Source organism: Burkholderia sp. 4NA327C6, assembly GCF_005502655.1.
GTDB lineage: Bacteria > Pseudomonadota > Gammaproteobacteria > Burkholderiales > Burkholderiaceae > Burkholderia > Burkholderia contaminans.
The window spans coordinates 16,624-43,117 of the sequence record NZ_SCNZ01000030.1 but is presented as its reverse complement, the minus strand read 5'-3'; the positions used below and the strand labels follow the sequence as shown (position 1 = coordinate 43,117).

General features: G+C 60.5%; 22 protein-coding genes. 20 read left to right on the top strand and 2 right to left on the bottom strand.

Annotated elements, in window-relative coordinates; translation table 11 throughout:
• Positions 1-1,130: 1,130 nt before the first annotated feature.
• Positions 1,131-2,057 carry a helix-turn-helix domain-containing protein gene (locus FFS49_RS26645; RefSeq protein WP_224755621.1) on the top strand — a complete coding sequence of 309 codons (927 nt, stop codon included), beginning with the start codon at positions 1,131-1,133 and terminating at the stop codon, positions 2,055-2,057.
• 73 nt (positions 2,058-2,130) lie between these two features.
• Here FFS49_RS26645 and FFS49_RS26640 read toward each other — a convergent pair whose 3' ends face one another.
• Positions 2,131-2,592 (bottom strand): GDP-mannose mannosyl hydrolase, encoded by a 462-nt coding sequence (locus tag FFS49_RS26640; RefSeq protein WP_105817681.1) that lies wholly within the window; start codon positions 2,590-2,592, stop codon positions 2,131-2,133.
• Positions 2,593-2,697: 105 nt separating this feature from the next.
• Here FFS49_RS26640 and FFS49_RS26635 point away from each other — a divergent pair, with 105 nt between their 5' ends.
• The 17 genes from FFS49_RS26635 (at position 2,698) to FFS49_RS26560 (ending at position 23,626) form a co-directional block, all read left to right on the top strand.
• Positions 2,698-3,135, top strand: coding sequence for a hypothetical protein (locus FFS49_RS26635; RefSeq protein WP_137909926.1), 438 nt, complete (start codon positions 2,698-2,700; stop codon positions 3,133-3,135).
• Positions 3,136-3,402: 267 nt separating this feature from the next.
• The gene (locus FFS49_RS26630) at positions 3,403-3,660 is read left to right on the top strand and encodes a hypothetical protein (RefSeq protein ID WP_137909925.1); all 258 of its coding nucleotides are present in this window, start codon (positions 3,403-3,405) and stop codon (positions 3,658-3,660) included.
• A 625-nt stretch (positions 3,661-4,285) separates the two neighbouring features.
• Entirely contained in the window at positions 4,286-5,257 is a 972-nt protein-coding gene (locus tag FFS49_RS26625) for a helix-turn-helix domain-containing protein (protein ID WP_105817679.1), read from the top strand.
• A gap of 90 nt (positions 5,258-5,347) precedes the next feature.
• Positions 5,348-6,865, top strand: coding sequence for a mannose-1-phosphate guanylyltransferase/mannose-6-phosphate isomerase (locus tag FFS49_RS26620; protein ID WP_105817678.1), 1,518 nt, complete (start codon positions 5,348-5,350; stop codon positions 6,863-6,865).
• Between the two features lie 45 nt (positions 6,866-6,910).
• The gene (locus tag FFS49_RS26615; protein WP_137909924.1) at positions 6,911-8,290 is read left to right on the top strand and encodes an undecaprenyl-phosphate glucose phosphotransferase; all 1,380 of its coding nucleotides are present in this window, start codon (positions 6,911-6,913) and stop codon (positions 8,288-8,290) included.
• A 159-nt stretch (positions 8,291-8,449) separates the two neighbouring features.
• Positions 8,450-9,568, top strand: coding sequence for a polysaccharide biosynthesis/export family protein (locus FFS49_RS26610; protein ID WP_224755636.1), 1,119 nt, complete (start codon positions 8,450-8,452; stop codon positions 9,566-9,568).
• A 121-nt stretch (positions 9,569-9,689) separates the two neighbouring features.
• Positions 9,690-10,808, top strand: a complete 1,119-nt coding sequence (gmd, locus tag FFS49_RS26605) for a GDP-mannose 4,6-dehydratase (protein ID WP_105817676.1) — start codon at positions 9,690-9,692, stop codon at positions 10,806-10,808.
• 4 nt (positions 10,809-10,812) lie between these two features.
• Positions 10,813-11,829: a GDP-L-fucose synthase gene (locus tag FFS49_RS26600; RefSeq protein ID WP_105817675.1), complete on the top strand. Its 1,017-nt coding sequence runs from the start codon at positions 10,813-10,815 to the stop codon at positions 11,827-11,829.
• 101 nt (positions 11,830-11,930) lie between these two features.
• A complete protein-coding gene (locus tag FFS49_RS26595; RefSeq protein WP_105817674.1) occupies positions 11,931-12,404 on the top strand; it encodes a low molecular weight protein-tyrosine-phosphatase in 474 nt (157 codons plus the stop codon).
• An 88-nt stretch (positions 12,405-12,492) separates the two neighbouring features.
• The gene (locus FFS49_RS26590) at positions 12,493-14,727 is read left to right on the top strand and encodes a polysaccharide biosynthesis tyrosine autokinase (RefSeq protein WP_105817673.1); all 2,235 of its coding nucleotides are present in this window, start codon (positions 12,493-12,495) and stop codon (positions 14,725-14,727) included.
• 55 nt (positions 14,728-14,782) lie between these two features.
• A complete protein-coding gene (locus tag FFS49_RS42120; protein ID WP_171026840.1) occupies positions 14,783-16,093 on the top strand; it encodes a hypothetical protein in 1,311 nt (436 codons plus the stop codon).
• Positions 16,068-17,216: a glycosyltransferase gene (locus tag FFS49_RS26585; RefSeq protein WP_171026839.1), complete on the top strand. Its 1,149-nt coding sequence runs from the start codon at positions 16,068-16,070 to the stop codon at positions 17,214-17,216. The genes FFS49_RS42120 and FFS49_RS26585 overlap by 26 nt, the downstream gene beginning before the upstream one ends.
• Positions 17,213-18,442, top strand: a complete 1,230-nt coding sequence (locus FFS49_RS26580) for a polysaccharide pyruvyl transferase family protein (RefSeq protein WP_171026838.1) — start codon at positions 17,213-17,215, stop codon at positions 18,440-18,442. Before FFS49_RS26585 ends, FFS49_RS26580 begins: the two co-directional genes overlap by 4 nt.
• A complete protein-coding gene (locus tag FFS49_RS26575; RefSeq protein WP_105817670.1) occupies positions 18,439-19,650 on the top strand; it encodes a glycosyltransferase in 1,212 nt (403 codons plus the stop codon). Before FFS49_RS26580 ends, FFS49_RS26575 begins: the two co-directional genes overlap by 4 nt.
• 24 nt (positions 19,651-19,674) lie before the next feature.
• The gene (locus FFS49_RS26570) at positions 19,675-21,036 is read left to right on the top strand and encodes an O-antigen polymerase (RefSeq protein ID WP_105817669.1); all 1,362 of its coding nucleotides are present in this window, start codon (positions 19,675-19,677) and stop codon (positions 21,034-21,036) included.
• Positions 21,037-21,123: 87 nt separating this feature from the next.
• Entirely contained in the window at positions 21,124-23,148 is a 2,025-nt protein-coding gene (locus FFS49_RS26565) for a hypothetical protein (protein WP_137909923.1), read from the top strand.
• 1 nt (position 23,149) lies between these two features.
• The gene (locus FFS49_RS26560) at positions 23,150-23,626 is read left to right on the top strand and encodes a hypothetical protein (RefSeq protein WP_105817667.1); all 477 of its coding nucleotides are present in this window, start codon (positions 23,150-23,152) and stop codon (positions 23,624-23,626) included.
• Between the two features lie 29 nt (positions 23,627-23,655).
• On the opposite strand, the gene FFS49_RS26555 is transcribed toward FFS49_RS26560, so the two are convergent.
• A complete protein-coding gene (locus FFS49_RS26555; RefSeq protein ID WP_171026837.1) occupies positions 23,656-24,831 on the bottom strand; it encodes a glycosyltransferase family 4 protein in 1,176 nt (391 codons plus the stop codon).
• A gap of 261 nt (positions 24,832-25,092) precedes the next feature.
• On the opposite strand from FFS49_RS26555, the gene FFS49_RS26550 reads away from it, so the two are divergent.
• Both FFS49_RS26550 and FFS49_RS26545 read left to right on the top strand, forming a co-directional pair.
• Complete coding sequence (locus FFS49_RS26550) at positions 25,093-25,653, top strand: putative colanic acid biosynthesis acetyltransferase (RefSeq protein WP_105817665.1); 561 nt, start codon at positions 25,093-25,095, stop codon at positions 25,651-25,653.
• On the top strand, positions 25,650-26,480 hold the full coding sequence (locus FFS49_RS26545) for a glycosyltransferase family 2 protein (RefSeq protein ID WP_105817664.1): 831 nt from the start codon (positions 25,650-25,652) through the stop codon (positions 26,478-26,480). Before FFS49_RS26550 ends, FFS49_RS26545 begins: the two co-directional genes overlap by 4 nt.
• Positions 26,481-26,494 lie beyond the last annotated feature (14 nt).

The window sequence follows — 26,494 nt, the reverse complement described above, 5'->3', positions numbered from 1 at the left end:
TTGATTGTTGATCGGCATGACCCACCATGCCTGTCGCCACGCGCGAACATGAATGTGTTCGGTTGCGGTAAGTGCTCAGTTTGTACGGAGTCCATATTGATATGGCTGGCTCGTGTGCACGTCGAGTTCGGTGCGTCGAATCTTTTTCTTCAGTCGAGGTGTCGACGGGCATCTCCGGGCCTGTCTTCCGGTAGTGAGGCGTCGATCGTCCGCGCGCGGTGGTAGTGACCGGCACCGCGCGGACACCGCGTGCGGCCGTTCAACCTCGGCCCGCACCGCACCCGGACAGTTCTATCACGCTGCGCTTCGGCGTCGGATTGGCCTCGCGGGTTCGATGGCGCTCTCCGTGCGACGACAGTTCTGTTCTATTCGGGTATGCCGAAAAGAGATAGCCTCGACGAGACTGGCGCAACTGCAGCCGGCGGCTCTGCGTGCCTGATATTTCAAATTATTACCAACCAACAAAGCGGCCCAGCATTGATCGGAGGAAAGCTGACTGTGAATGCGTTTTCTCGATTCCGGTGTCGAGTATTGGAAAAGGCCCGCAAACGTTAAAATGTTCACTAATGGACTCTTTCGGTCGCACTTAAACAATTGGCTTGGCAGCGGAATCCATTGCATAGCAGGCTGTGTCGCTGCTATTTTCCCGGCCCGTGATAACGAAGGGCACCGCCACTGCGAGCCTTGCCATTATTGTATGTCGTCGATTCGCGTGGCTTGCATGGACCGGAGCACAGTGCTTGCGTCATCGGCATAAGGACATATTGTGACCCGTCCGGACGCATCTTGTTACAAAATATTTTGCACTGATCTGGATCAATTTGGAACGACTTTTCGTCGATTGCCCACCCCGTTTCCTTGATTCTCTTCAAATAATTAGTGACTGATCGATGCCTTGACTGATTCCGTCAAGAATGAGGCGAGATCGGACACTGATCGAACGGCCGCCGATTTAGCCGCATATGATGCGCTGCAGAAAATGCAAAAAATTGTTAAGGGCCGAGATGATGCTGACAGTGCCAAATGTAACGACAACGGGGTTAAGAGTGGGCGGTGATCGAACGAGAAGTATCGATCGTCGACGCGACAGCATAATCATCCTGTTGCTCGACGGATTTTCGATTATGCAAATGGGCAAGCTGGCTGCAGTATTCGAACTCGCCAATCAACTCGAGCGTGCCAATTCCACATTTGCCGACCGTTATGAACTGAGGCTTTACTCCAGCCGTGGTGGCGCTGTGCGTTCGTCATCCGGCGTACAGATCTGGACGGATGCGCCTCGCCTACTCGATGCAAGCAGTGTGCAGGCGATGTTCGTACTGGGTGGTCAAGGGCGAGCGAGCGGCCTCGACGATCAGTTCATCGGTTGGCTGCAGCATGCCCATCAGCGAGCGCGCGTGGTCAAGGGCGATAGCGGCGGCGCCGGGATGCTGACAGCAATTCGCTTGAACCAGAAATTTCCTGACGGCATCCCGCGCGCGATGCAGGCGACGCTGGCCGCTTGCAATGCCGGGGAATCGGGGCCGTCCGACGATGACCACGAGAGCATGTTCGCGGCCGCGCTGTCGATTGTCGTACGCGACGCCGGCTACGAGGCCGCGCAAGAGATCGTCTCCTGCATGATGCCCGGGGCGAACAGGAAATTTGCGAGCGTCCTGTTCGGCGCGCAGGAAGCGCGAGCCAGCGAACTGATCCGTGCGGCCGCGCATCACCTCCGCGTGAACAGCGCAAATCGCATCTCGATCGCCAATGCGGCCCAGGCTGCGGCGATGAGCGAGCGGAATTTTCTGCGGCGCTTCAAGAGCGAAATCGGGGTGACGCCAACCGAGTTCGTGCTGCGGGTGAGGCTCGAAAAGGCGTGCTCCATGCTTGTCGAGACCGATTTGCCGGCCGACAAGGTCGCACGACGTGTCGGCCTCGGTAGCGGAGACCGGCTCGCGAAGCTGTTCCGCCAGCACCTGTCGATGTCGCCGACCGAGTATCGCGGGGCTGCGCGTGACAAGATGTTCGCGCCGGTGGACGGTGTTCAATGGCGCAACGGTACTTCCCGCAGCTGAACGTTCCAGCGCGCCGGCATTCGCATGGCACTTGCGGTTCGATCGCATCGATCCACTGGTCGGCATGCGGATTTCAGCGTGTTCCGTTGAAATAGTTTTGCGTGTTCGGATGCACCGTTTGATCGGAGACGATCTCGTCGGCAGTTGCCCAACGGTATGCGGTGTGCTGTGCATTCGGCAGCGACACCAGGTCGAATTTGTGCCTGAGCTTGTATCCCATCACGACATAATGCGTCGAGATGCCCGGCGCGCCGCCAAAGTTGTCGTCGTAGAGATGGTCGTAGATGCCGACAAGTTCGGCATCGCTCCGCTCCAGGCCGCTGCTTCCGAGTTCGTCTCGAACGATACGATCGAACGCATCGTCAAGACGTTCGTTCTTGCGAATCCGGCCTCCCGGCACGAACCAGTAACCTTGCGCGGGACGATTGACACGGTGGCCGAGCAAATACGCACCATCGCCATTCGCGACGATCAGGTCGATCGCAACAAGCGGGGTTGCGTCTATGACGCGCAAGAAAGTGTCCAGCTCGAGCATGGCGAATGGGCTCCCGGAAATCCGTTAAGTTGCGCCGGCACAGCTTCTCGCATCCGTATGCAACACGGATACCGCAGTGACGTGTCGGCTTCGTCGGCGAGATCGGTGAATGTCCGTCTGCATGCATCGCATCATGGCCGGCCTCGATTGCGCGTGTCGGCCAAAACACCGAAGCAATCCGCCAATTGCCTGACGCGGGCCGGCAGTGACGGCGCGATCCCTGCGAGGAAGCGCGCGCACGCATCGATACATTTTCATTCGGCCATGATCATGGCCGCAGCCGCCATCTCGTTTCGAATCGATGGAATCGACGTTAGTCTTTGGTCTGGCCTTTCGAGGAGGCGCGTTCACCCCGGAACTCTCCTCGGAACTTTGCCCGTGCGCTGCCTGGCGCGCGGGCCTTTTTATTCATCTCGGGTCGAGCAGCACGTGCGTGGAATGCCTGCCACCGTTGCTCGAATCGTGCCGCAAGAAGATTGGTATCGGTTGGTATCGCAAATGGATGGCAATGCGAACGATATCGACAAGTCGTCATCGTCGTGACGGAGAGCGGCGCTGACTTCGGCGGCGCCGTCACCCGCCGCGCTTCATGACTCGCACATCACGCGAATTTCTCTCGACGTCGCGACGAGCCTTCGCTCCGGGCTTTCGGCGCGATTGAGCCTGCGGCACGGAAACCTGCACCCACCGATTGGCGGAATCAGCGGAACGATTGTCATGTCCGGTATGCTGCATTGCAATGTACGCTAGCGTCATCGACTTGCGCACGGTCTTTGCGCGAACCCTTGACGATAGCGGAGCATGGCTGGCATGAGCGTCGCCCTTCTCGTTTTCTCGCGGATCTGTCTGGTGTGGATCCTCGTCTACCTCGCATTCAGTGTCGCGTCGGGAATTTGGGCCGGCGCACGACACGGCCGGGCGCTGCTGCTGCTCGAAATCCAGCCTCACCGCGCCCGTGGCTCGCGTGAAGTGGCGCGTGCTCGCATCTTGAGGAGGATGGCGCTGTCGGCCATGTTCGCACTCCCCGTTTCTATCGCGTCGTTCGTTGCCAGCGCGGCGATGTCGTAGCCGTTTTCCGCGCGTGTTCGTCATCACGAGAAGCAGAACGAACAGTGTGCCGCATGGGGTGGTTCGTGCGTTTCGCCGGCCACCGGGATGGCGGATCCGGGCTATTCGGTCACAGGCGGACCTCATGGCCGAAGATGACGTATCGATGAAGGCTGATCGTCACGATGCCGATCGCGTCGCGTCGTCGTGCTCGTGACTGTGGCCATTGCAGATCGCCTTCTTCACGACGACACCCGTGGGTGCGGAATCGTGTCCCGTCACATCGCGACACATCGTGTTCATTGCGTGAATGCACCGTGCATCTTGCCGAGCGAAAGACCGCCGGCCATGCATGTCACGACGCCGCGATCGCCGAATCGCCGCCGTCGGATTGCATGCACTTGACATGTATGTGCTGCGGCTTTCGAAGGCTCATCGTCATTCTGTTTTGCGGTGACGGCATAGTCAGAAACCGCCAACATTTGGCCGATCAGGGAAATCCCGCAGACTAATCCGACGACTGTTTGTTTGAATCGGCCAGCGTATAAACGCCACTCGGCGCCATCTGTATGATGCATCGCAATGGAGCAAAAACGTCGCTCCGGAACGACAGAAGTTGAATGGACTGGATGTCCGAGAGCACGCTATGACGCAAACGAGTGTCGATCATTCGGGAGATGCGGCGGCAGAAGTTGATGTGAGGCGGTCACGCAAAAATCGGGATATTGGCGTTCTCGTGTTCGACGGATTCTCGTTGTCCGCAGCTGGCGCCTTGTTCGAGGTGTTCGCGGTCGCCAACGAAATCCATGCGCAGCGATCGACCGGACATCCGCTGTACGACATTCGCTTTTATTCGTCGAAAGGCGGAAACATCGTCTGGTCTTCGGCCATCAGTGTGCGGACATTTGCATGCGATGCCGGCTCGGCGCATGCATTCGATGCGCTGTTCGTTGCGGGCGGGCAAGGGGCGCTGCGCGCTGCGCGCGATGCTCGGGTGATTGACTGGTTGCGAATCGTGCTGCCGAAAGCGGCCGCGGTCGAGGCAATCGGCGAAGGCCGAATGTTGATCGATGCGGCGCGAGCGGGGCCGCATGCGATCGATGTGACGAGCAGGGTGCGCGTTGGGGGCGGTGGCTTGGGAGCAGCGCGAGCGGCGTTGGCGATCGTCGAGCGCGACCTGGGCGGCGATGCGGCGCGTGGAATTGCCGCACGGCTCGATCTGGACGATGCCGCCGATCCGGCCGAGCAGGATGGTGATGTGCGCAACGGCACACCTGTCGACCGGGTCCGAGCGACTGCAATCTGGCTGCGTAATAACTATGGTCGAGCGATATCCGTGAGCGATGCAGTACGTGTCGCGGCAATGAGCGAGCGAAATTTTCTGCGGCATTTCAAGCAGGAAATCGGCATGACGCCGTCCGAGTTCTTGCTGCAGGTTCGCCTCGATCGGACGGTGACGCTATTGATGGAAACGGATTTTCCGATCGGTACGATCGCGCGGCAATGCGGGTGGGGGAACGGTGATCGTCTGGCCAAGATTTTTCGGCGACACCTCGACGTGACACCGTCGGAATACCGGTCCAGAGCGCGCTCGAGCGCGGTGGAGCGAGTCGTGTAGAAACGGCTGGATGAGCGTCAGCGAAGGGACAGGTTCACCCTTTCGTTTTTTCGGATCGGATCATTGCCCGAGAGAATAGGAGTCCAAATTATGTCGGCGTCAATCGAGACTGAATATGGCACGGCCGGGCCGATCGCGTCCGGCCTCGGCGACGCAGTGGACGTGAAGGTTCGCGTAGCGCCGGTCGTTCTCGCAGGCGGATCGGGATCACGCTTGTGGCCGATGTCGCGCGAGCAATACCCGAAGCAGCTGATCGGGGTACTCGGTGCGGATTCCCTTCTTCAGGAAACCGTCCAGCGTATGGCGGGATTCGAGGCTGACGACAGCGAGGTATCGCCGCCGATCGTCGTTTGCGGAGACGAGCATCGCTTCGTCACCGCGGAGCAGCTTCGCGCAAGCGGGCTTGCGGCCAGCATCGTCGTCGAGCCCGCGCGTCGCGATACTGCGCCTGCCCTGACGCTGGCTGCGTCCGTCGCTTGCGCGGACGGCCAGGACGCGATCGTCGTCGCGATGCCGGCCGACCATGCGATTGCCGATGCGTCCGCGTTTCATCGTGCGATCGCGTTGGCGGTCCAACATGCGGGGCGAGGCTCGATCGCGACGTTGGGTGTGCCACCCACCCGGCCCGATTCGGGTTTCGGTTACATCAAGATCGGTGAAGCCCTTGGCGCTGGCGCGCACGGGATCGAGCGATTCGTCGAGAAGCCGGCCGCGGAGCTCGCTGCCCAATATGTCGAGTCGGGCGCGTACTGGTGGAACAGCGGAATTTTCGTCGTACGCGCGAGCGTCTGGCTCGACACGTTGCGCGTGCTGCAGCCGGACATGCATGCCGCGTGTCTCGCCGCGCACATGCACGGCAAGCACGACGGTCCGTTCTTTCGCCCGCACGAGGACGCGTTTCTTCAGTCGCCGGCCGATTCGATCGACTATGCGGTGATGGAGCGCCTTGCGTCAGCAGCGAGCGGTGTGAGGGGCGTGGTCGTGCCGCTCGATGCGGGCTGGTCGGATCTCGGCTCGTGGGATGCGGTATGGGAAGCACTCGACAAGGACGAGGACGGCAACGTCGGACGCGGCAAGGTCGTGTTCGAGGGTGCGACGTCGAGCTTCGTTCATTCCGAGGGGCGGCTCGTCGCATGTGTCGGCATGACCAACGCCGTGGTGGTGGAAACGGCCGACGCGGTGCTGGTGGCCGACCGCTCGCGCGTTCAGGACGTGAAGGGCCTCGTGGCCCGGATCCGCGCGCAGCAGGCGCCGGAAGCCAATACGCACCGCAAGGTGCGACGCCCGTGGGGCTACTACGACTCGATCGATCGCGGCGAGCGGTTCCAGGTGAAGCGCATCGTCGTGCATCCGGGCGGACGTCTGTCGCTCCAGTTGCACCACCACCGCGCCGAACACTGGATCGTCGTGAGCGGGACCGCGCTCGTGACGCGCGGAGACGAGCAATTCATGCTCGGCGAAAACCAGTCGACCTTCATTCCGCTTGGCGTGACGCATCGGCTCGAGAACCCGGGAAAGCTGCCGCTCGAGCTCATCGAAGTGCAATCGGGATCGTATCTCGGCGAGGACGACATCGTGCGGTTCGACGATACGTACGGGCGAGCGTGATGCGCCGATTCGACTCAAATCGTTGGCGTCAGACGGGAGATTGAAATGTTCGGTCTACAAGGATTGGTGGCGCGACTCGTCGATATCGCGTTGATCGTCGGCGGCTCGTTGCTTGCATCGCAATTTCGCTATCAGACGGTTTCGGAGGGGCACTTCGATAGCGCACTCGTCACGTTCGCGATCGCGTTCGCACTGGTGATGTTCCCGGTGTTCGGCGTGTACGAATCGTGGCGGGGACGGTCGATGCTGCGGTTGAGCGGGAAGATCTCGCTCGCGTGGCTCGTCGTCCAGGCGTGCGGGATCGTGTTGATGTTCTCGCTCCATCGATCGGATGTGATTTCGAGGCTGTGGTTCGTGTATTGGACCGCGATGACGGGGAGCGCGCTGATCGCGTCGCGAATCGGCACGCATCTGTTTCTGCGCAGCGTTCGTCATGCGGGCATCAACCTGCGCAGTGTTGCGGTAGTTGGCTACGCTCAACATTGCCAGCAGGTGATTCGGAACATCGAGGAGTCGCCGGCGAGCGGCTTCCGCCCGGCGGCCGTATTCGACCTGCGTCCGGTTCTCGCAAGTGCTGCGCATCGCGTGCCGGCATTCACGGAGCTCGATGCGTTCGCGCAGTTCGTTCGAGAGAACGGTGTGCGGGAAATCTGGCTCGCGCTGCCTTTGTCGGAGGAAGCGACCGTTCTGCGGTTCGTCAATACGTTCGCCGACGATCTCGTGAACGTCCGCTTTATTCCTGATATGCGCAGCGTTGCGTTGTTCGACGGCGCGATGATCGATCTCATCGGCGCACCGGCCATCAATCTCGTTGCGTCGCCTATGCCGCGCCATGCGATGTGGCAGAAGGAAGTGTTCGATCGCCTGTTCGCGGCGGTCGCGCTGGTGGCGCTGATGCCGTTGATGGTGGTGATCGCGATCGCGGTGAAGTTGTCGTCGCGTGGGCCGGTGTTCTTCAAGCAATACCGCAAGGGTGCCGACGGGCATAAATTCCAGATCATCAAGTTCCGCACGATGCGCGTGCACGCCGAACAGGAAGGCGTGGTTACGCAGGCGACGAAGAGCGATTCGCGTATCACACCGGTCGGGCGCTTTCTCAGGCGAACCAGCCTCGACGAGCTGCCGCAGTTTCTTAACGTGCTGCGCGGCGAGATGTCGGTGGTCGGGCCGCGGCCGCATGCGATCGAACACGATCGGCTTTATCAGAAGGTCGTCGACGGCTACATCCATCGTTATCGGATCAAGCCAGGGATCACCGGATGGGCTCAGGTGAACGGGTATCGCGGGGAGACCGATCGGCTCGAGAAGATGCAGAAGCGCGTCGAGTATGACCTCTATTACCTGAGGAACTGGTCGTTTGCGCTGGACATGCGGATCGTGTTGGCGACGGTGGCGAAGGGGTTGGTGAATTCGAATGCTTATTGAGCTGATATCCCGGGATTCGCATGTTCGGATGGTTTCGAAATTTTCAACGTGCGTTGTGCAACGACGCGCGTCCAGGGCAAACGGATGAAACTTGCTGAAGGTATTTTGATGATGGCGACGCGCAGCGAGCGCAACCGGTATGGGTATCCGATCGGCCGCATGTCGGCGACGTTTCTGATTGCATCATGTAGCGTGCTATCTGCTTGCACGTTCGCACCCGGCATGCGCATGCAAGCGCCTGCGTCGATTGCCGTCAGCGCAGCCGACAGCCAGCGTCCGGCCGCGCGAGCGGACGTGCCCGTTACCGAAATTACCGTCGATCTGATCAGGCAGGTCAGGGAGCAGCGTGAGGGCTCCGGCACCCCCGAATATGCCGCGCTCTTTTCAAAGCCCGCACCGTACGTAATCGGTCCGGGTGATGTCCTGCAAATTACCGTGTGGGATCACCCGGAACTGGTCGAGTCGCAAGGGCCCCAGCTTTCCACGCCGAGCTCGCGGCCGTTCGACCCCGCTCCGGGGCACCTGGTGGATCAGAACGGCGACCTTCAGTTTCCGTATATCGGCAAGCTGCACGTTGCGTCGCTTCAACCCGAAGAGGTTCAGAAGAAGCTGACGGCCGGGCTGGCGAGCGTGTTCCGCGATCCGCAGGTGACGGTACGCGTCGCATCGTTCCGGTCGAAGCAGGTCTACGTGGATGGCGAAGTACATGCGCCAGGGGCAGTGCCGGTCAATGATGTACCGATGACATTGTACGAGGCTGTCACGCGGGCCGGCGGATTCAGCGCCACAGCCGACCAGAGTCGAATGGTGCTCGTGCGCGGAGCAAAGTCCTATCCGATCAATCTCACGGCAATGCTCGCGCGCGGGGAGAATCCGGCGCGCGTCGTGCTGCGCAACGGCGATCTGCTGCGCGTGCTGCCGCGCGATCAGAACGGCGTGTACGTGATGGGTGAGGTCAACAAGCCGATGACGGCGTTGCCGATGCGCGACGGGTCGCTCTCACTGAGCGACGCGCTCTCGCAGGCGGGCAGCATCAACGTCAACACGGCCGACGCCGCCCAAATGTATGTGATTCGCGGCGCGCTGAATGCCGACCCGCATGTCTTTCATCTCGACGCACGTTCGCCTGTTGCGATGGTGCTGGCCAACCAGTTTCAGCTTCAGCCGAATGACGTCGTCTATGTCGACGGCAATGGGCTCGTTCGCCTGAACCGGGTGCTCAGTCTGCTGTTGCCGGCCGTGAATGCCGGCCTGACGGCGGCGGTGGTGACCAAGTAATCGATACGGAGCCGAATGAATGCGGTGGGCGTTCGCGGCATTTCGTCGAGCGAACGGTTCTGAAAATCAGCAGGACATTTGCAATCCCCCCGGCGGCGACCAGGGGATGCGGAGTGAAAACATGACACGCAAGGTAGCGCTAATCACCGGTGTGACGGGGCAGGACGGATCGTATCTGGCGGAGCTTCTGCTGGAAAAAGGTTACGAGGTGCACGGCATCAAACGCCGCGCATCACTGTTCAATACGGATCGTATCGACCACCTTTACCAGGATCCGCATGTATCGGATCGTCGATTCGTGCTGCACCACGGCGATCTGACGGACTCGACGAGCATCGTGCGCATCGTCCAGCGCGTTCAGCCCGACGAGATCTACAACCTCGCTGCACAAAGCCATGTCGCCGTGTCGTTCGAGGAGCCCGAGTACACGGCGAACGCCGATGGTATCGGCGCGCTGCGTGTGCTCGAGGCGATTCGCATCCTGTCTCTCGAGGAAAAGACGCGTTTTTACCAGGCGTCGACATCGGAACTCTACGGGCTCGTTCAGGAGACGCCGCAGCGCGAGACGACACCGTTCTACCCGCGCAGCCCGTACGCCGTCGCCAAGCTTTACGCGTACTGGATCACCGTCAATTATCGCGAAGCCTATGGCATCTACGCATGCAACGGCATTCTTTTCAATCACGAATCCCCGGTGCGCGGCGAAACCTTCGTGACGAGAAAGATTACCCGGGCACTGTCGCGAATTGCGGTGGGCCTGCAGGATTGTCTGTATCTCGGCAACCTGTCCGCACTGCGCGACTGGGGGCACGCACGCGACTACGTCGAGATGCAATGGCTGATGCTCCAGCAGGAAAGCGCGGAAGACTTCGTCATCGCGACGGGAATCCAGCACAGCGTTCGAAAGTTCGTCGAATGCGCGGCGCTCGAACTGGGAATCGTTCTGCGCTTCGAGGGAGCGGGTGTCGACGAGATCGCCATCGTGGAAGCGGTCGAGAATGCCGATCTCAAGGTCAAGCAAGGTGACGTGGTCGTGCGTGTCGATTCGCGCTACTTCCGTCCGACCGAAGTCGAGACTTTGCTTGGCGATGCCACGAGTGCGCGATCGAAACTCGGTTGGACGCCCAGGATCTCGTTCGAACAGTTGGTCAAGGAAATGGTGCGTGCCGACTACCAGGCGGCCAAGCGCGATGCATTGATCAAACTGGCCGGTTTCACGGCGTTTGCATACAACGAGTAACGCAATGGGCGAACACATCAGAGTATTCGTCGCGGGCCACAATGGCATGGTCGGACGTGCGATCGTCCGCCGGCTGTCGGCAATCGAATCCTGCACGGTCATCACTCGCACGCGAGCAGCACTTGATCTCGCGGACGGCGATGCGGTCGAGTCGTTCTTCCAGAGCGAGGCGATCGATCACGTCTACCTGGCGGCGGCCAAGGTCGGTGGAATCCAGGCCAACGCGACGTATCCGGCCGATTTCATCTACGACAATCTCATGATCGAGGCGAACGTCATTCACCATGCGTATCGCGCAGGCGTCCATCGGCTGATGTTCTTCGGCTCGTCATGCATTTACCCGAAATTCTCGGAGCAGCCGATCCCGGAACGCGCGCTGCTTTCCGGGTATCTCGAACCCACCAACGAACCGTACGCGATCGCCAAAATTGCAGGACTGAAGCTGTGCGAGAGCTACAACCGGCAGTATGGAACCGATTTTCGTAGCGTCATGCCGACCAACCTGTACGGTCCGGGCGACAACTACCACGCCGAGAACAGTCATGTCGTGCCGGCGCTGATACGCCGGATGCATGAAGCGAAGACAGGCGGCAGTGCGTCGGTGACGGTGTGGGGCAGCGGGAACCCGAAGCGCGAGTTGCTCTACGTGGACGATCTCGCGACTGCTGCCGTGGCCATCATGCAGATCCCGGCGCAACCGTGGAAGCAGGCGAGACGGCCGCCGGCCGCGCATATCAATGTTGGCACGGGCGTCGACTTGTCGATCGCCGAGCTGGCCCGGACGATCGCCAAGGTGGTCGGATTCGACGGCGAGATCGTCTTCGACACGTCGAAACCCGATGGCACGCCTCGAAAGCTTCTCGACGTGAGCGAACTGCATTCGCTCGGGATTTGCGCGACGACTGGCCTCGAAGAGGGGCTGGCCATCGCGTACGCGGATTATCAAGCGAGATATGCGGAATCCGCGACGTCGCGGAACGCAGTGTTCGCCCAGCGTGCCGGGACGGACAAGGTTGAATGACGTCATGCGCCTCCGACTGCCTCGGAGCATTTTCATGTTGATGTCTCGCACGCGGTGAAGTGGACGTCCGGCGTAACGCTGGACGATACCGGGAAATATCGATGATTCGATCCATTTTGGTTGTTTGTATCGGAAACATATGTCGCAGCCCGATGGCCGAGGCCATGCTGGCAAGCGCGCTACCGGATTGCATCGTGCAATCCGCAGGGGTGGGCGCGCTGGTCGGGGAGCAGGCGGACCCGTTCGCCAGGGAATTGATGCGGGAGAGAGGCTTCGACATCGAAGGTCATCGTGCAAGGCAACTGTTGCGCTCGCATTGCATGCACGCCGATCTGATGCTCGTCATGGACATGGAGCAGAAGCGCTATGTCGAAAGATTGAACCCGCTGTCGAGAGGGCGGGTGTTTCGCCTGGGGGAGTTCGGCGACGCCGATATTCAGGATCCGTTCAGGCGCGGTCGGGAGGCGTTCGAAACGGCACTCGACTCGATCGAAAAAGGCGTGAGCGCATGGTCGGAAAGGATTGCGATTTCCGGCCAGCGCATCACCGAACCGGATGCAGTGCAGACGCGCTAGGCAACTGGCATCCCGGCCACGCCGGTGAGGGGAATGAAAGACCCCCAATCGGACACGTTTCAGCAACTCAATTAATCGAACCAAGCCCATGCAAGAAGCAGATGAATTCCTGTCCAGGCAACGCAGCTCTTCAACTGAGGAAAGCACGAGTCTCGGCGAGCACCTGGCCGCGCTGCTGGAATACAGGAACGTAATTCTCGCGTTCGCGCTCGGTGCAGCGTTGCTGGGCGGCCTGTATGCGCTGATCACGAAACCGACCTACGAGTCGAACATCCTGGTTCAGGTCGAAGAGAACGGCAATTCGATCGGATCGGCCCTGGGCGATCTGGCGAGCATGTTCGAACTGAAGACGGCTGCGACGACGGAGATCGAGATTCTGAGGTCGCGCATGATTCTCGGCCCCACCGTGGATGCAGTGCATCTGGATATCGACGCGAAACCGACCTATTTCCCGCTGTTTGGCCGCTTCCTCGCGTCCCGCGTACCGGCACCCGTCGATGGAGCGCCACGCCTGAATATGCCTTCCTTCGCCTGGGGCAACGAAGTGATCGACGTCACGCAGATGGAGGTGCCGTCACAGTACAACGGTCGCATCTGGACGGTGACCGCGCTGCCGAACGGCCAGTACAGCCTGCGTTCGCCCGACGACGAACCGGTGGTCGACCATTGCGACGTTGCCAGGGTGTGCCGTGCGACGGTCCCGGGCGGCGTGGTCACGGTCACGGTCGAGCGCCTCGTCGGGCGGCCGGGGACGCGATTTCAGCTCGTTCACTCGAAGCGTCTCGATGTCATCACGCGACTTCAGAAGTCTCTGAACATCTCCGAGCAAGGGAAAGATTCCGGCATCATCAGCACGGTCTGGCGCAGCGACGATCCGCACAAGACTCAGGCCGTGCTCAACGAGATCGCACGGCTGTATGTCAAGCAGAACGTCGACAGAAAGTCGGCGGAGGCGGACAACATGATTCGGTTCCTCGACCGCCAGTTGCCCGGGTTGAAGGACAATCTGACGAAGGCGGAAACGAAGTACAACAATTACAGGACTAAAAACACCATCGTCGATCTGCCGGTCGAGGCCCAGAGCTTGCTGAACCAGATCGTGCAGGCGGAGGTTCAGAAGAGTCAGCTCGTTCTTCAGCGTGATCAACTGCTTCAGCGCTTCACCCCGCGGCATCCTAATGTCGACGCCGTCAATCGGCAGCTCGATACCGTCAACGCTCAGATCGCGGCATTCAACCAGCGACTGAAAGCGATTCCCGCCAACGAGCAGGATACCGTCGGCCTCGCTCGTGACGCGATGGTGGCGCAGGAAATCTATACCACGCTGCTCAACAATGTCGAGCAATTGAGGGTACTGAAGGCGGGCAAGACCGGTAATGTCCGTCTGCTCGACGGCGCCGAGCTGATTACGGTGCCGGTATGGCCGCGTCCCGGTCTGATCATCCTCGTGGCCACCACGCTCGGCATATTCGTGGGCCTGGTCACCGCCTTCGCGTTCAAGGCACTGCGCAGCGGAATCGAAGATCCGGCCGAAGTCGAAGACAAGTTCGGGATTCCCGTCTATGCGACGATTCCGCACTCTGATCAACAGTCTACGTTCGGACGCATCGAGCGAGCGGGCGGTAACAATGCGCCGTTGCTCGCCCGGGCCGCACCGACCGATCTTGCCGTCGAAGCCATTCGCAGCTTGCGCACCGCATTGCAGTTCGCTCAGTTCGATGCCAGAAACAACATACTGATGCTGACCGGCCCCGCACCGGGCGTGGGCAAGTCGTTCATTGCCGTCAACCTCGCTGCGTTGATGGCGAGTTCGGGAAAGAGAGTGCTGCTGATCGACGGAGACCTCCGTCGCGGCTACCTGCACCGCTACGTCGGGGCGGCGCGAGGACGTGGATTGACCGAGTTGATCAGATCGGGTGGCGACGCCGGCGAATTCATCCAGCCCGACACGCTCGTGAAGGGTCTTGACTTCATTCCTACCGGCGAACTGCCGCCGAATGCGGCCGAGCTCCTGCTGCATCCCAACTTCGAACAGGTGTTGAGTCAGCTCTCGTCCCGATACGACCACGTAATCGTCGATACCCCACCCGTGCTGGCCGTCACGGACCCCGCCATCATAGGTCGCTACGCCGGTGTGACGCTGCTGGTGTTGCGCTTCGGCGCGAATCCACCGCGGGAAGTGGAAATGGCAATCAAGCAGTTGCGCCAGGGGGGCGGGACGCTGAAAGGCGTGATCTTCAACGATCTGCCCCTGAACACAGCGGGGTACGCATACGGGAAATACAAGTACGCGTATCAGTACGAATACGCACCACGGCAATAATTTCAAGACCGGGCCCGGACGACCAGCCTAGCCCGGCTATCGATTCGAACCCACCATGTCGGCACAACGCATCATCAAGGCATTTCTCGCTCACGGTCTCGGACAGGCCGTGAGTGTGTTCGCCCAGATCGTATCGGTTCCCCTGTTTCTGTCGGTGTGGGGCGCGGCGAAATACGGCGAATGGATACTGATCTCGACGATTCCGACCTACCTCGCTTTGAGTGATCTGGGCTTGTCGACCGTTGCGGCGAACGAGATGGACCAGCGGGCAGCGGTCGGAGATCACGAACGCCTTCAGGTGATTTACCGGACGCTCGCTGCCACGGTCGCCATGTTCGTGCTCATCGTGCTGATCGTGTCGGGCGCGGCGTGGTGGGTCCTGGGTTCGGGCGGCCACGTGTTCCGGTACATGACGGGGGACGAGGTCAGGTTCGTCGCGTTGATTCTGATCGGAGACGTATGCCTGAGCGTGCTGTATGGCCCCCAGACAGCCGCGTTGCGAAGCGCCAATTGCTATGCACTGTCGGTCGGCATTCTGAACGTGACGCGTTTTGTCGCGCTGGCGTTCGGGCTGGTTGCGCTGGTGATATTCAAGACACCGATTGCCGTCGCCACCGGCATGCTCCTCGCGCGCATTGCCGGCTTCGTCGCGCAGCACGTCGTGAAGAAACGCTATTGCCCGTGGGCCACGCTATTTCCATTGACGATCGACTGGGGCTGGCTCAGGAAATCTCTGGTTCCGTCCCTGGCGTTCCTCGGATTCCCGCTCAGCAACGGGCTGAATTTCCAGGGAATCCTCTGGGTGATCGGGACGGCACTCGGCCCGGCACAGGTGGCGGCGTTTTCGACGATGCGAACGCTTACGCGAGTCGCCGTGCAAATGATGAACCTGTTGTCCAACTCGGTCTGGTCGGAAGTGTCGAAGCTTGCCGCGGTGGGGAGAAAGGCGGACGTCATACGTATCAAGCGCAGACTGACGATCGTGACCGTGGTTGTCGCGGGCGCGGTCGGTGTCGCAATGAGCGCATACGGAGAGCGGTTTTATACCGCTTGGACCGGCAAGCACGTCGTTTTCGATTCGACGCTGTTCGACATCCTGTTGCTCTCGATGGTCGCGAATTCGCTGTGGCAATCCGCGTCCATCTTCGTGATTGCGATCAATCGCCATATCCGCTTTGCGTTTGCCTATTTGTTTGCCGCCGGCATGACGATCGTTGTCGGACTGTTGGCTGTGCGGCATGGGGGAATCGTATCCGTCGCGATCTGTCTGCTGGGCCTCGACGTATTCCTGGTTCTCTTCGGCGAATACGAGGTATTTCAAGAGTATCGCGAGAAGGAATATGAAGGTTCTGTTCTTGATCGGTAGCATCGGCGATTACCATACCGCGCGTTTGAACGATGCGCAGCGCCGTCTCGTGCAGGCGAACGTCGAATTTCGCGTGCTGGTGATGAATCGCAAATCGTCCGATTACCTCCATCGAGACGCAGGGCACTCCGGGTGCGATGCGCCGGCAAGCGGCTGGCGTTACGTGGCGCAGGAGCGTGCGCAGTTCAAGCGGCCGATATTGCTCGCGCGCCTGTTCAGGGAAATCGTTCGTGAAAAGCCGGACATGATCGTGACGATCGGATACAACTTTCCATATTCGATCGTCGGGTTGATTTACCGATGGTTGGCGCGTCGCACGAAAATCGTGTTTTGTGCGGACAGCAAGTTCGACGACGGCGTGCGCCGGCCGGGACGCGAACTGCTCAAGGCCCGGCTCGCGTGCCTGTATGACGGCGCGATCGTGGCCGGGCGCCGGCAGCGTCAGTACTTCCAGTTCCTCGGCATTCCAGCGGAGCGCATCCACGTAGGCTACGACGTGGTCGACAACAGTCGGTTCACGACGGCCGCCGCCGCGGCACGCGTCCGGCCGTCCGAGCTCCGCGCGCAGATGGGGTTGCCGGAAAGGTACATCGTCTGCGTGTCGCGCCTGGTGGCTCGCAAGCGTGTCGACAAAGTCATCGACGCGTACGCGCGTTCGCGGGCAACGGCGATCGGTGTTTCGCTGCTGATTATCGGCGCCGGCGAGCTCGAGGCGTCGCTGCGCGAGCGCTGCGAGCGCCTCGGAATCGCGCGCTACGTCGTGTTCAAAGGACTGGTTCCCAACCAGGACATGCCGGTGTACCTGTCGCTTGCCAATTTCATGATGCTGTTGAGTGACTATGACCAGTGGGGCCTGTGTCTGAACGAGGCGCTTGCGTGCGGGACGCCCGTATTGTGCAGCGACGGCTGCGGAGCGGCGCACGAATTGGTCCGCCACGGCGAAAACGGGTTCGTGACGGATGGAACGGATGCAGACATCGACCGCGGCGTCGCGATACTGCTTGACGACGAGAAGCTGTCTGCACTCAGGCGCAACTTTCCGTGGAATCTCGATGACTGGAATTTGCAGCGGTTTTCCGAAAATGTGTTGAACTTCGTGAACGGGTTCTCGAAATGCAAGTGAATCATGTCGTGGTGGCCAATGTCTTCGGCGCGGTGAACAAAGGCGATGCGGCGCTCATCGAGGTGTGTATCGACGAAATCCTCGAAGCCTTCCCGAACGCCTCTCTCAGCGGTATCGCATACCAGCCGTCGACGCAGCGCGCTCATCTGCCACGGGTGACGTGGCACGAGCGACTCGGGAACTGCGTATCGAAGCACATGTGGCGCCGCCGTCTGTGCAATGTCGTCCGCCAGGCCATCACGATCTGCTATGTATCGTTGCGACGACCGTGGCTGCTCGGCCGTCTGATTCCGGTCGAGCAACGACGTGCCATCGACGCGCTCGGGAAAGCCGATGTCGTCGTCAGTTGTCCCGGCGGATATCTTGAAGACTCCAATCCGTCGTACTACGCGAACCTGATCCAGATCTGGGCGGCTTCGAAGTTTGGCGCCACCGTGGTTCTGGCGCCGCAGAGCGTCGGTCCGATCCGCTCCAGGCGCGGCCGGTGGTTTGCCGCAAAGGTGCTCGCCAAGGCATCCCTCATCTGCGTACGGGAAAGCGAGTCGTACCATTTTGTCGTCGAGACGCTCGCGTTGCCGGCAGCGCGAGTCGCCAGGACCGGCGATCTTGCCTTCTGGCATGCTGCGACGCCGGCCGCGACCGCGTCGATGAAGGCGGAACTCGGAATCGATCCGGACGAGCCTTATATCGCGGTTTCGGTGATCGAATGGGCGTTTCCGCTTGCCGCCGACCAGGCGCAGGCCAAGGAACGGTATGTCCGCAGCCTGTGCGAACTGCTGAATATCCTGCACGACACGCTGGGCGTGCGGATCGTCATCGTCAACCAGGTCGCGGCCGATCTGCCGGTGGGCCGCGAGATCGCCGAGCGGTGTCGGGAATTCGTCATCCTGGATCAGAAAGACCGACCCGTGGCGGACGTCAGGAGCATCATCGCCGGCTCCTCGGTATTTCTGGGTAGCCGCTTTCACTCATGCATCTTTGGACTTTTGGCAGGACGGCCGCTCGTGGCGCTCTCCTACCTGCCCAAGACGAGCGGCATCATGACGGACCTGGGTTTGAGCGCCCGCGTATACGACATCGACGGTTTCAATGTGGATGAAATCGCGCGAACGATGATCGCCGACTATCGGGCGCCGTCGCGGGGGCAGGCGGAGATCGATCGCGCGGTAGAGCGCTATCGTCGCCTGTATCCGCGGTTTGCGGATCTTCTGCGGGAGGCCGCGTGACCGGGACGGCCGACTTCCATCCTGCGCAGGCGCCGGGCCATCAGGTCGGGTTCGTAACGGCGTCCGCGTCCAGAACCGCTGGCGGCCTGTTCGACGCGGTACGTGGCCTCGCACTCGCGCTGCCGTCCAACGGGTTCGTACCGCGCGTATTCGCACTGAACGACGCGAACACCAGGACCGACCTTCCGCAATGGCGCGGGACGCGGGTGACGACCCGTGACGCGGTCGGTCCCGCGATGTTCGGCTACTCCCCGGGCTTGCGCACTTCGCTGCTGGCATCCGATGCCCAAATCGTTCACACGCACGGAATCTGGATGCACCCTTCGGCGGATGTCGTCGCGTGGCATCGGCGTCGACGCAAGCCCTACATCATCTCGCCGCACGGCATGCTCGATCCATGGATCATGAAGCGTTCGAAACTGAAGAAGTGGGTCGCGCTCGCGGCCTATGAACACAGCCATTTGAATCGCGCCGCGTGCTTTCATGCACTGAATCGCGAGGAGGCGGATGCGATCCGGGCCGTGGGTCTGAAACAGCCGATCGCCATCGTGCATAACGGTGTGACGATTCCGGAGCTGGACAATCCCGGGTTGCCGTCCTGGTGGACCGGCGAACTGGCATCCCGGAAACTGCTGCTTTATTTCGGGCGGTTGCATCCCAAGAAGGGCGTGGAGAATCTGCTGAGCGCCTGGAAGGGGTGCGTCATGACGGATTCGATCAATGCGCGCTGGAACCTGATCGTCGGTGGTTGGGGGGATCCTTCCTACGTCGATAAATTGCGCGGCATGGTCAGCGAGGGCGTGAACGGCGACGGGGTCCATTTCATCGGTCCGCAATTCGGCCAGGACAAGGAAAAAACCTACGCGGCCTGCGATTGCGTGATCCTGCCGTCGTTCAGCGAAGGCCTGCCGATGGTGCCGCTCGAGGCATGGTCGTTCCGGAAACCCGTCGCGCTGACGCGCGAATGCAATCTGTCGATCGGATTTTCCCGACACGCCGCATTCGAGATTCTCAATTCGGTCGAGGGACTGCGCGCATTCCTTGGCGACCTGCATGCCATCGACGATGCACGGCTCGTGGCAATGGGCAATGTGGCGAGATCGCTGGTCGAAAGTCATTTCACGTGGAATGTGGTTGCCACGCAAATGGCCGACGTTTATGGCTGGCTGATGGGGCTTCGCGACCAGCCGCCCTGCGTCATCGATTGAGTATCCGACAGGCGAAGGGATGACATGGAAATCATAGGCTATATCGCGGTAATCAATCTGTTGTGCTGGGGCATCTGCTTCGCGTTCGTGCTGGCGATGCGCATGCCCATTTATCATCCGATCTTTCTGTACCTGATCTATCACTTCCTGGGATACGTCATACGCCCGATCAACATTTACCTGATCGGCAGATCCCTGCTGTGGAACACGATCGGGTTGACTCCATCGGACGGAACGCTCTGGCTGACGTGCCTCAATATCAACTGCGCGCTGCTCGCCGCGGTTATCCTGCCGGCACTTGTGGAGCCGCGCAATCTTCGGCAGCTCAGGATTCCACCGACCCGCCTCGTCATCACCGACAAGGTACGATTTTTCGCGGCCCTGATCGTGCTCGTCGCGCTCGGCTTGTATTCGACGCATGTCGCGTACGGGACTGCCGGTATCGACTCGGTCCAGTCGTTCGAGGTGCAGGTCGATTCGAATGGCGGCCAACGCCTGGTGGGGGTGTCCGGCTATCTGATGGCGTTTGCGGAATTCATTCCGGCCGCGCTGCTGATCCTGATCCTCGCTTATGGCGTGACGCCGCCGATGGCTGCAGGGATCGGTGCATTCGTGCTGTTGCGCATACTGGTTGGCGCGCAGCGGCTGTCGTTCGTCATCGTCGTGCTGAGCGCATTGACCATCGGGTTGATGCGGCGTGGTCGCCGCAGCTTCGCAATGAAGACGATCATTATCGGCGTTTGCCTGATCCTCGTATTCGATGTCGTCGGGTCGGATCGTCTCGCGGCACGAAAGATGCTGACCGGCGACACGAGCATTTCGGAGATCGTGGATCGGTACCAGAAGTCACGAGCGGTCGGCGCCGGAACGAGCGACTTCCAGGAGTTCGACGTGTCGTCGGCAATTTACGAGCTGGTACCGGAAAGAACGGGGTTCAACTGGGGAACGCAGTACCTGCGGCTGCTCGTATGGCCAATCCCCCGCGCGATCTGGCCTGACAAGCCGACGACGACGCAAAGGATCAACCTGTTGAAATACGGGAATTTCTTTGCGCTGACCTGGTCGTTGCATGCGGATCTGTATTCGATATTCGGATTCCCGTCACTGGTGGGCGGAATGTTCATGGTTGGCCTGTTCCTGTACCGGTTTCATCACCGCGTCACGTGGACGGCGAGCCCGAAACTGTTTGCGTCGTACTGGATTTTCAACGGCTACATCTCGACGCTGTTTCGCGATGGCGGCGTGCCGATGGCATATTTCTTCGGGTTCTCGTTCGTCGCCGTTTATATTCTGGTGACCGCCGGCAAGATCAGGATGGCACGGATCCAGGCGCCGGCGGCCAATACGGGCTCGGTACGTTCGGGTACGGTCGGTTCGGTGGCATGACGCGAACGATCGGTATGAATCGCGAGAAGCGTCGCGCCGGCGAGTCGTTCCGGGCATGACCACGAATCCCATACCGGAGTCGACATCGTGAAGCAATCCAGACGCGCGTTCCTGAAGCTGATTGCCTCCGCCGCGGGTGCCGAAGCGTTTCCAAGTGACGCAGGTACATTCGACCGGGGCCCGGCGCCATCGGCCCGTGAAGTGATCGAAGCCGCAGCATATGGCGTATCGGCAGATGCATCCGCGGAACAGAACTCCCGCGGACTATTGACGATTCGCGAGAAGATGCGGGGCGCAGACGCTGCCTTCGATCTCATCTTGCCGGACGGGAGGCTGAATATCCTGACCGGAAGGTGGCTGCAAGGCGTCGCGGACGTGCACGTACGAGGCGGAAGAGGCACGCAATTGTGCAACGTCGGGACTTCGCAATCGACGACCGAACGCGTGCCGCTCATTGTCAACCAGGACTACTTTCTTGATCACGCCGGCTCGATACCCGGCTTCGGAGAGTTTGTGAACGGCGACCGTATCGGATCGGTAGCCGCCGGCGCATCCCATGTTCGGTTGTCGAGCGCCGGTGCCGCATCGAAGTATCGCGCGGGCATGCCGGTATTGGTCTATGGCTTCAACCAGGACTCGCAGGGCTATCCGCCGTCGATTCGATATTTTGAGCGGAACGTGGTGGCGAAAGTCAGCGCCGACTCCGTCGAGCTCGCCGCGCCGCTGCGGAACGCCTACGACGCACGCTGGGCCGATATCGTGCAGAACGGCGCCGAGACGGATCGTGTGGCCGGTGCGACGGGCGCCGCCCGCATCCTTAGCCTGGATCGGGCCGGTTTTCGCGTCGCGAAACGCATCGTGCTCGACGATCTGGAATTCGTGTCGTCACGTGATCGTCGTGACGCCGATGTCAGCTCCCTCGACGGCAGCCTGTACGCATTCTCTTCAGACCTGATCGTATGCAATCGCGTTCGGGTCAATGGTTATTTTTATCCGTCCGCGAGTGGAACCATCGTCGTCAACGACTCATACATCCGCTTCGTCGAGAACGACAAGCTCGTTGACAGCATCGAATACAACCGCTGCCGGATCGGTTTCTTTTCGAACGGTCCGGCGGTCAACCGAATCGTCGTGAACGATTCGACGATTGAAGAACCGATTCCGATCATCAGTTGCCGAAACGTCGAGTTCAATGACGTCACGTTCGTTGGAGCGAGACGGGCAGCGAGCGCGTTCGTGACGCTGAGTTTTTCGACACCGATGGAGTCGGTCGTGTTCAATCGACCCAGGCTGGTTCGCGCTCAGGGCACCCTCATGCCGTTGACGACGGGAGGTGGCGTCGTGAGGGTCAAGGTGACCGGAGCGAGATCGGGCGTCTTGTATACCGATTTCTCCGGAATCAACGACCCGGTGCCCCGTGGATTGACGATGGGCTCCGTGCTTCGAAACGAAAGCGGTCAACCGCAATTCGATGTGACGGGAATATGGCTCGAGAACGGACGCACGGCAATCGGCGTCAAGGCGCGAGACTCCACGGTTACGGCCCGTGTCAACCAGATATTGATCGCCAATATCTGCAAGAACTTGACGATCGTCGATCCGGTGATCGCCGGGGCGCAATCCGATATGGAAGCCCGGTTCTCGAGCCCACGGAGTAATTCGGAAGCATCGTTCGATGTTGCCGTTCAATTGAACGTCGACGACGCGCACATTCGTGACGCTCACCACAACGATGACGCCATCGACGCCGGTTTCGACTTCGGCGGCGGCGCGCGTCAACGTCCGTTCGACCTCACGATCCATCGTGGAGCGCGTGAATTGACCATCGAGATCGCCGACGCGCGTGCGACGCCCGGACGCGAACCCGGCGAAACGCTCGTGTTGACGGGACTGGATTACACCGGTCGCCCGGCGTGGCGCGGTGTCATCGACATGTCGACGCCAGGTAGACGGACGATCGGTGAGCAGGAGGTATCGGGGATGCCACGTGATCAGCTGGCTGCTTTGCCGAACGTTCGCATCATGCGATTGAGAGTCGTATGTAACGCCGACCATTCTGCACCGGCGACACACGTGAAAGTGAAAATTCGACTGACCGATGAGGTGAAATGAGATGGACGAGCCACGTGGGATGTTCAATGTACGTCAAGCAATACCGCTTCTCTGCGTCGTGTCGACCGCGGCGGCGATCATGGCGCCGGCAACGTCGTTCGCCGCCTGTGCATTGCCTGGGTGTCACGGGCAGTCCAGATCCAGCACGGCCGCGAAGCAGGCAAGCGTGATCTACGGCGAACCGGCTGGAAACACGTTGGCAGGCAACGCGGGAACGTATCGGAAATCCGGATCGGACACGAGCGAGCTGCGGACTTTCGCGATGGCGGCCGCCGGCGCGAAGAATCCGTACGCCGACGACGTGGAGCGGATGGGATACGTTCACGGCAGTATGTACTCGGGAATGAGCGCCGGTTCGGTATCGAGCCTGCGCTCCGCGCGGGGTGCGGGGATGGGAAGATCGGCCCTCGGCGTGCTTCCGGGTGTGCAGGGCTTGTCGGTCGGGATTCCCGGCGTCGCTCCGCGGATCAGTCGATAGACCCTCTCAATGCGCACCGGGCGCAGCCCTCACGTGCGTGTATGCACATCGCGCACCGACCGGAGGCAGCCGGCATAGACTTGCTGCAACTTGTCGACATACTGGGTCCAATTGTGCGTGCCGGCTGCCGCGATGCGCGCGTGACGGGAGAACTCCGCGCGCTTGTCCGGCAACGCGATCATCTCGCCGATGGCATCGGTCAGACGTTCGACGGAGCCGGATGGGACGATCGTGCCACTGCGATCATGCTCGATGATCTCGGCGGCGCCGGATTCCCTGGTCGCGACGATTGGCAGGCCGGTCGCGAGCGCCTCGCATAGAACGACGGCGAGCCCCTCTTCGAGAGACGGCAGGACGAAAAGGTCCGCCGCGTTGTAGTAGGCGTTGAGCTGCGCGTTGTCGACGCGAGGAATGTGCGTGAAGAGGTGGCGGTACGGAGCGAGCAACGGCTCCACCGTCGGATCGATCTGTCCGATCAACGTGACATGGACGCGCTCGTCGCCGAGGCGCTCGACGGCTTCCAGGAGATAGAGCTGCCCCTTGCGCAGACTGATCTGTCCGACGCAAAGGATCCCAAAGCGATTTGAATTCAACCCGCGCTGTTCCAGCGGACGAAATCGCTTCACATTGGCGGCATACGGAATCAACTTGATGATGCTGGCGGGAACGCCGTGCTGAATGAACGATTCCCGCACGATCGACGACGGTGCCAGGACGTAGTCGTAGAGACCGACTTCATCGATCAACCGCCTTTGTTGCCGATTGATACGCCGAATGCGCGGCAGTCCGCGCCTGTCCTCCTCTTCCGACAGGAGCCGGTCGCGATAGAGTGGATGCGTGTTGACGACCTCCCCAACCACGATCGAACCTTCGCGCTTTGCCCTGGCAACGATGTGTCGTGAAGTGCCATGGGCCATGACATGCAGAAGCGGTGTCGGCCGCCAGTTGAGTTGCACGCCGAACTGCCACAGATCGTGGTAGGCCGGGAAGAGCTGGTCGCTCAGCCGGCCCTTCAACAGTTTCGCGTGGGCCCGAACCGCATATTCCTTCGCCCAGATATTGACTGCCCGGCCGTGCGCCAGCGAGAACGATGAGGCACGCGCCCTGTGAGAATAGTAGAAGGTGTCCAGGATTCCGAGTTCGTCGAGTCGATCGATATAGTTGTGAAAATGAAACCGGCCGCACACCGCAACGCTAACCTTCATGATTCGGCTCTCGGTAAAATTGAAGCGCGTCGAAACGTAATTCGACCGATTCGATGATAGCCTCGCAGCCCGGGAGGACCGGGAGCAATGTGCGCGAACAACTAGATTTTGGCGGAATGATGCGACTTGAACGGGCACGCGGGGCGGTAGACTTACGGCTCGCATGTTCGTATCGGTCGCTATTGGCTGCAACAGAGCGCCGACGTGATGTGTGCCCGTGCCGATCGGCGCGGATTCGCCTCTCGCTCATTTTTCGATCGCATGATTATCGACGGTAATGATCCCTTCACCGAGCCGTCATTCAATTTATCGAATCGGCTGCGTCGCGCTGTCTGGGGCGTGGCTTATGTCCTGTTGTTCAGATTCAGTCCGAGGCCGCTGCATGGATGGCGTGCGCTGTTGCTCAGGTCGTTCGGCGCAAAACTGGGCCCGCATGTCCATGTGTATCCGCGCGTCAGGATCTGGGCGCCGTGGATGCTCGAAATCGGTTCGCATGTCGGCATAGCGGATGGCGTGACGCTCTACAGCATGGCCACGATCAAGATCGGAAGCTATGCCGTGATTTCGCAAGGCGCGCACCTCTGCGCCGGCTCGCACGATATCCATTCCGCTAATTTCCAGCTCGTGACGCGTCCGATTGCAGTGGGTGATCACGCATGGGTCTGTGCCGAGGCTTTTCTCGCGCCCGGTGCGGTCGTACCCGAGGGGGCCGTGGTGGGGGCGAGGGCCGTTGTTTCGCGGCCGCTCGAAGAGCCGTGGGCGGTGTATGCCGGTATGCCTGCCCGCCGAATCAACTCGCGCGTGCGCAGAGGGGTGCAATGACTTACGGATTCTCGGTCCTGATCCTGACGAAGAACGAGGAAGCGGACCTGCCGGGATGCCTGAAGAGTATCGATGGCGTGGATGACATCTGGGTCCTCGACTCGATCAGCGAAGACAACACCGTGCAGATCGCGAACGCGTTCGGCGCGCATGTCGTGGCGCGGGAATTCGACGGTTTCGCCGCGCAACGTAACCACGCGTTACGGAATTTCGGCTTCAGGCACGAATGGCTGTTGATCCTGGATGCGGATGAGCGACCGTCGCCGGAACTGCTGGATGAACTCCGCCGCTTTGCTTCCGATGCGCCCGACGAAATCGGGGCAGCCAGGATGCGGCGTAGAGACTACTTCCTGGGTCGCTGGTTGAAGCATGCGCAAATCTCGCCATACTTCATTCGGTTCGTGCGTCCGTCGCGCGTGCATTACGAACGCGAAGTCAACGAGGTTCTGATCGTCGACGGCGAAATTCATGAACTGGCCGGCCCGCTGGATCACTTTCCTTTCTCGAAAGGCATGGCTCACTGGATCGGCAAGCACAACGTCTATTCGTCGATGGAAGCAGGCGAGTTGCTGCGCCGGCGGCAGGCCGATTTTTCGATCACCAAGGCGCTTTTCGCTCGCGACTTCAATGTTCGACGATTTCATCAGAAGGCGCTGTTCTACAGGATGCCGTGTCGGCCGGTGTTCAAGTTTTTCTACATGATGGCCGTTCGCCGGTCGTTTCTAGACGGGCGCGCAGGGTGGCACTACACATTCCTGCAATGCGTCTACGAATATTTGATATCGGTAAAAGCCGTCGAACTTCAGCGGTCCGACGGCCGTCGTTGAACATCCTGCAGCGT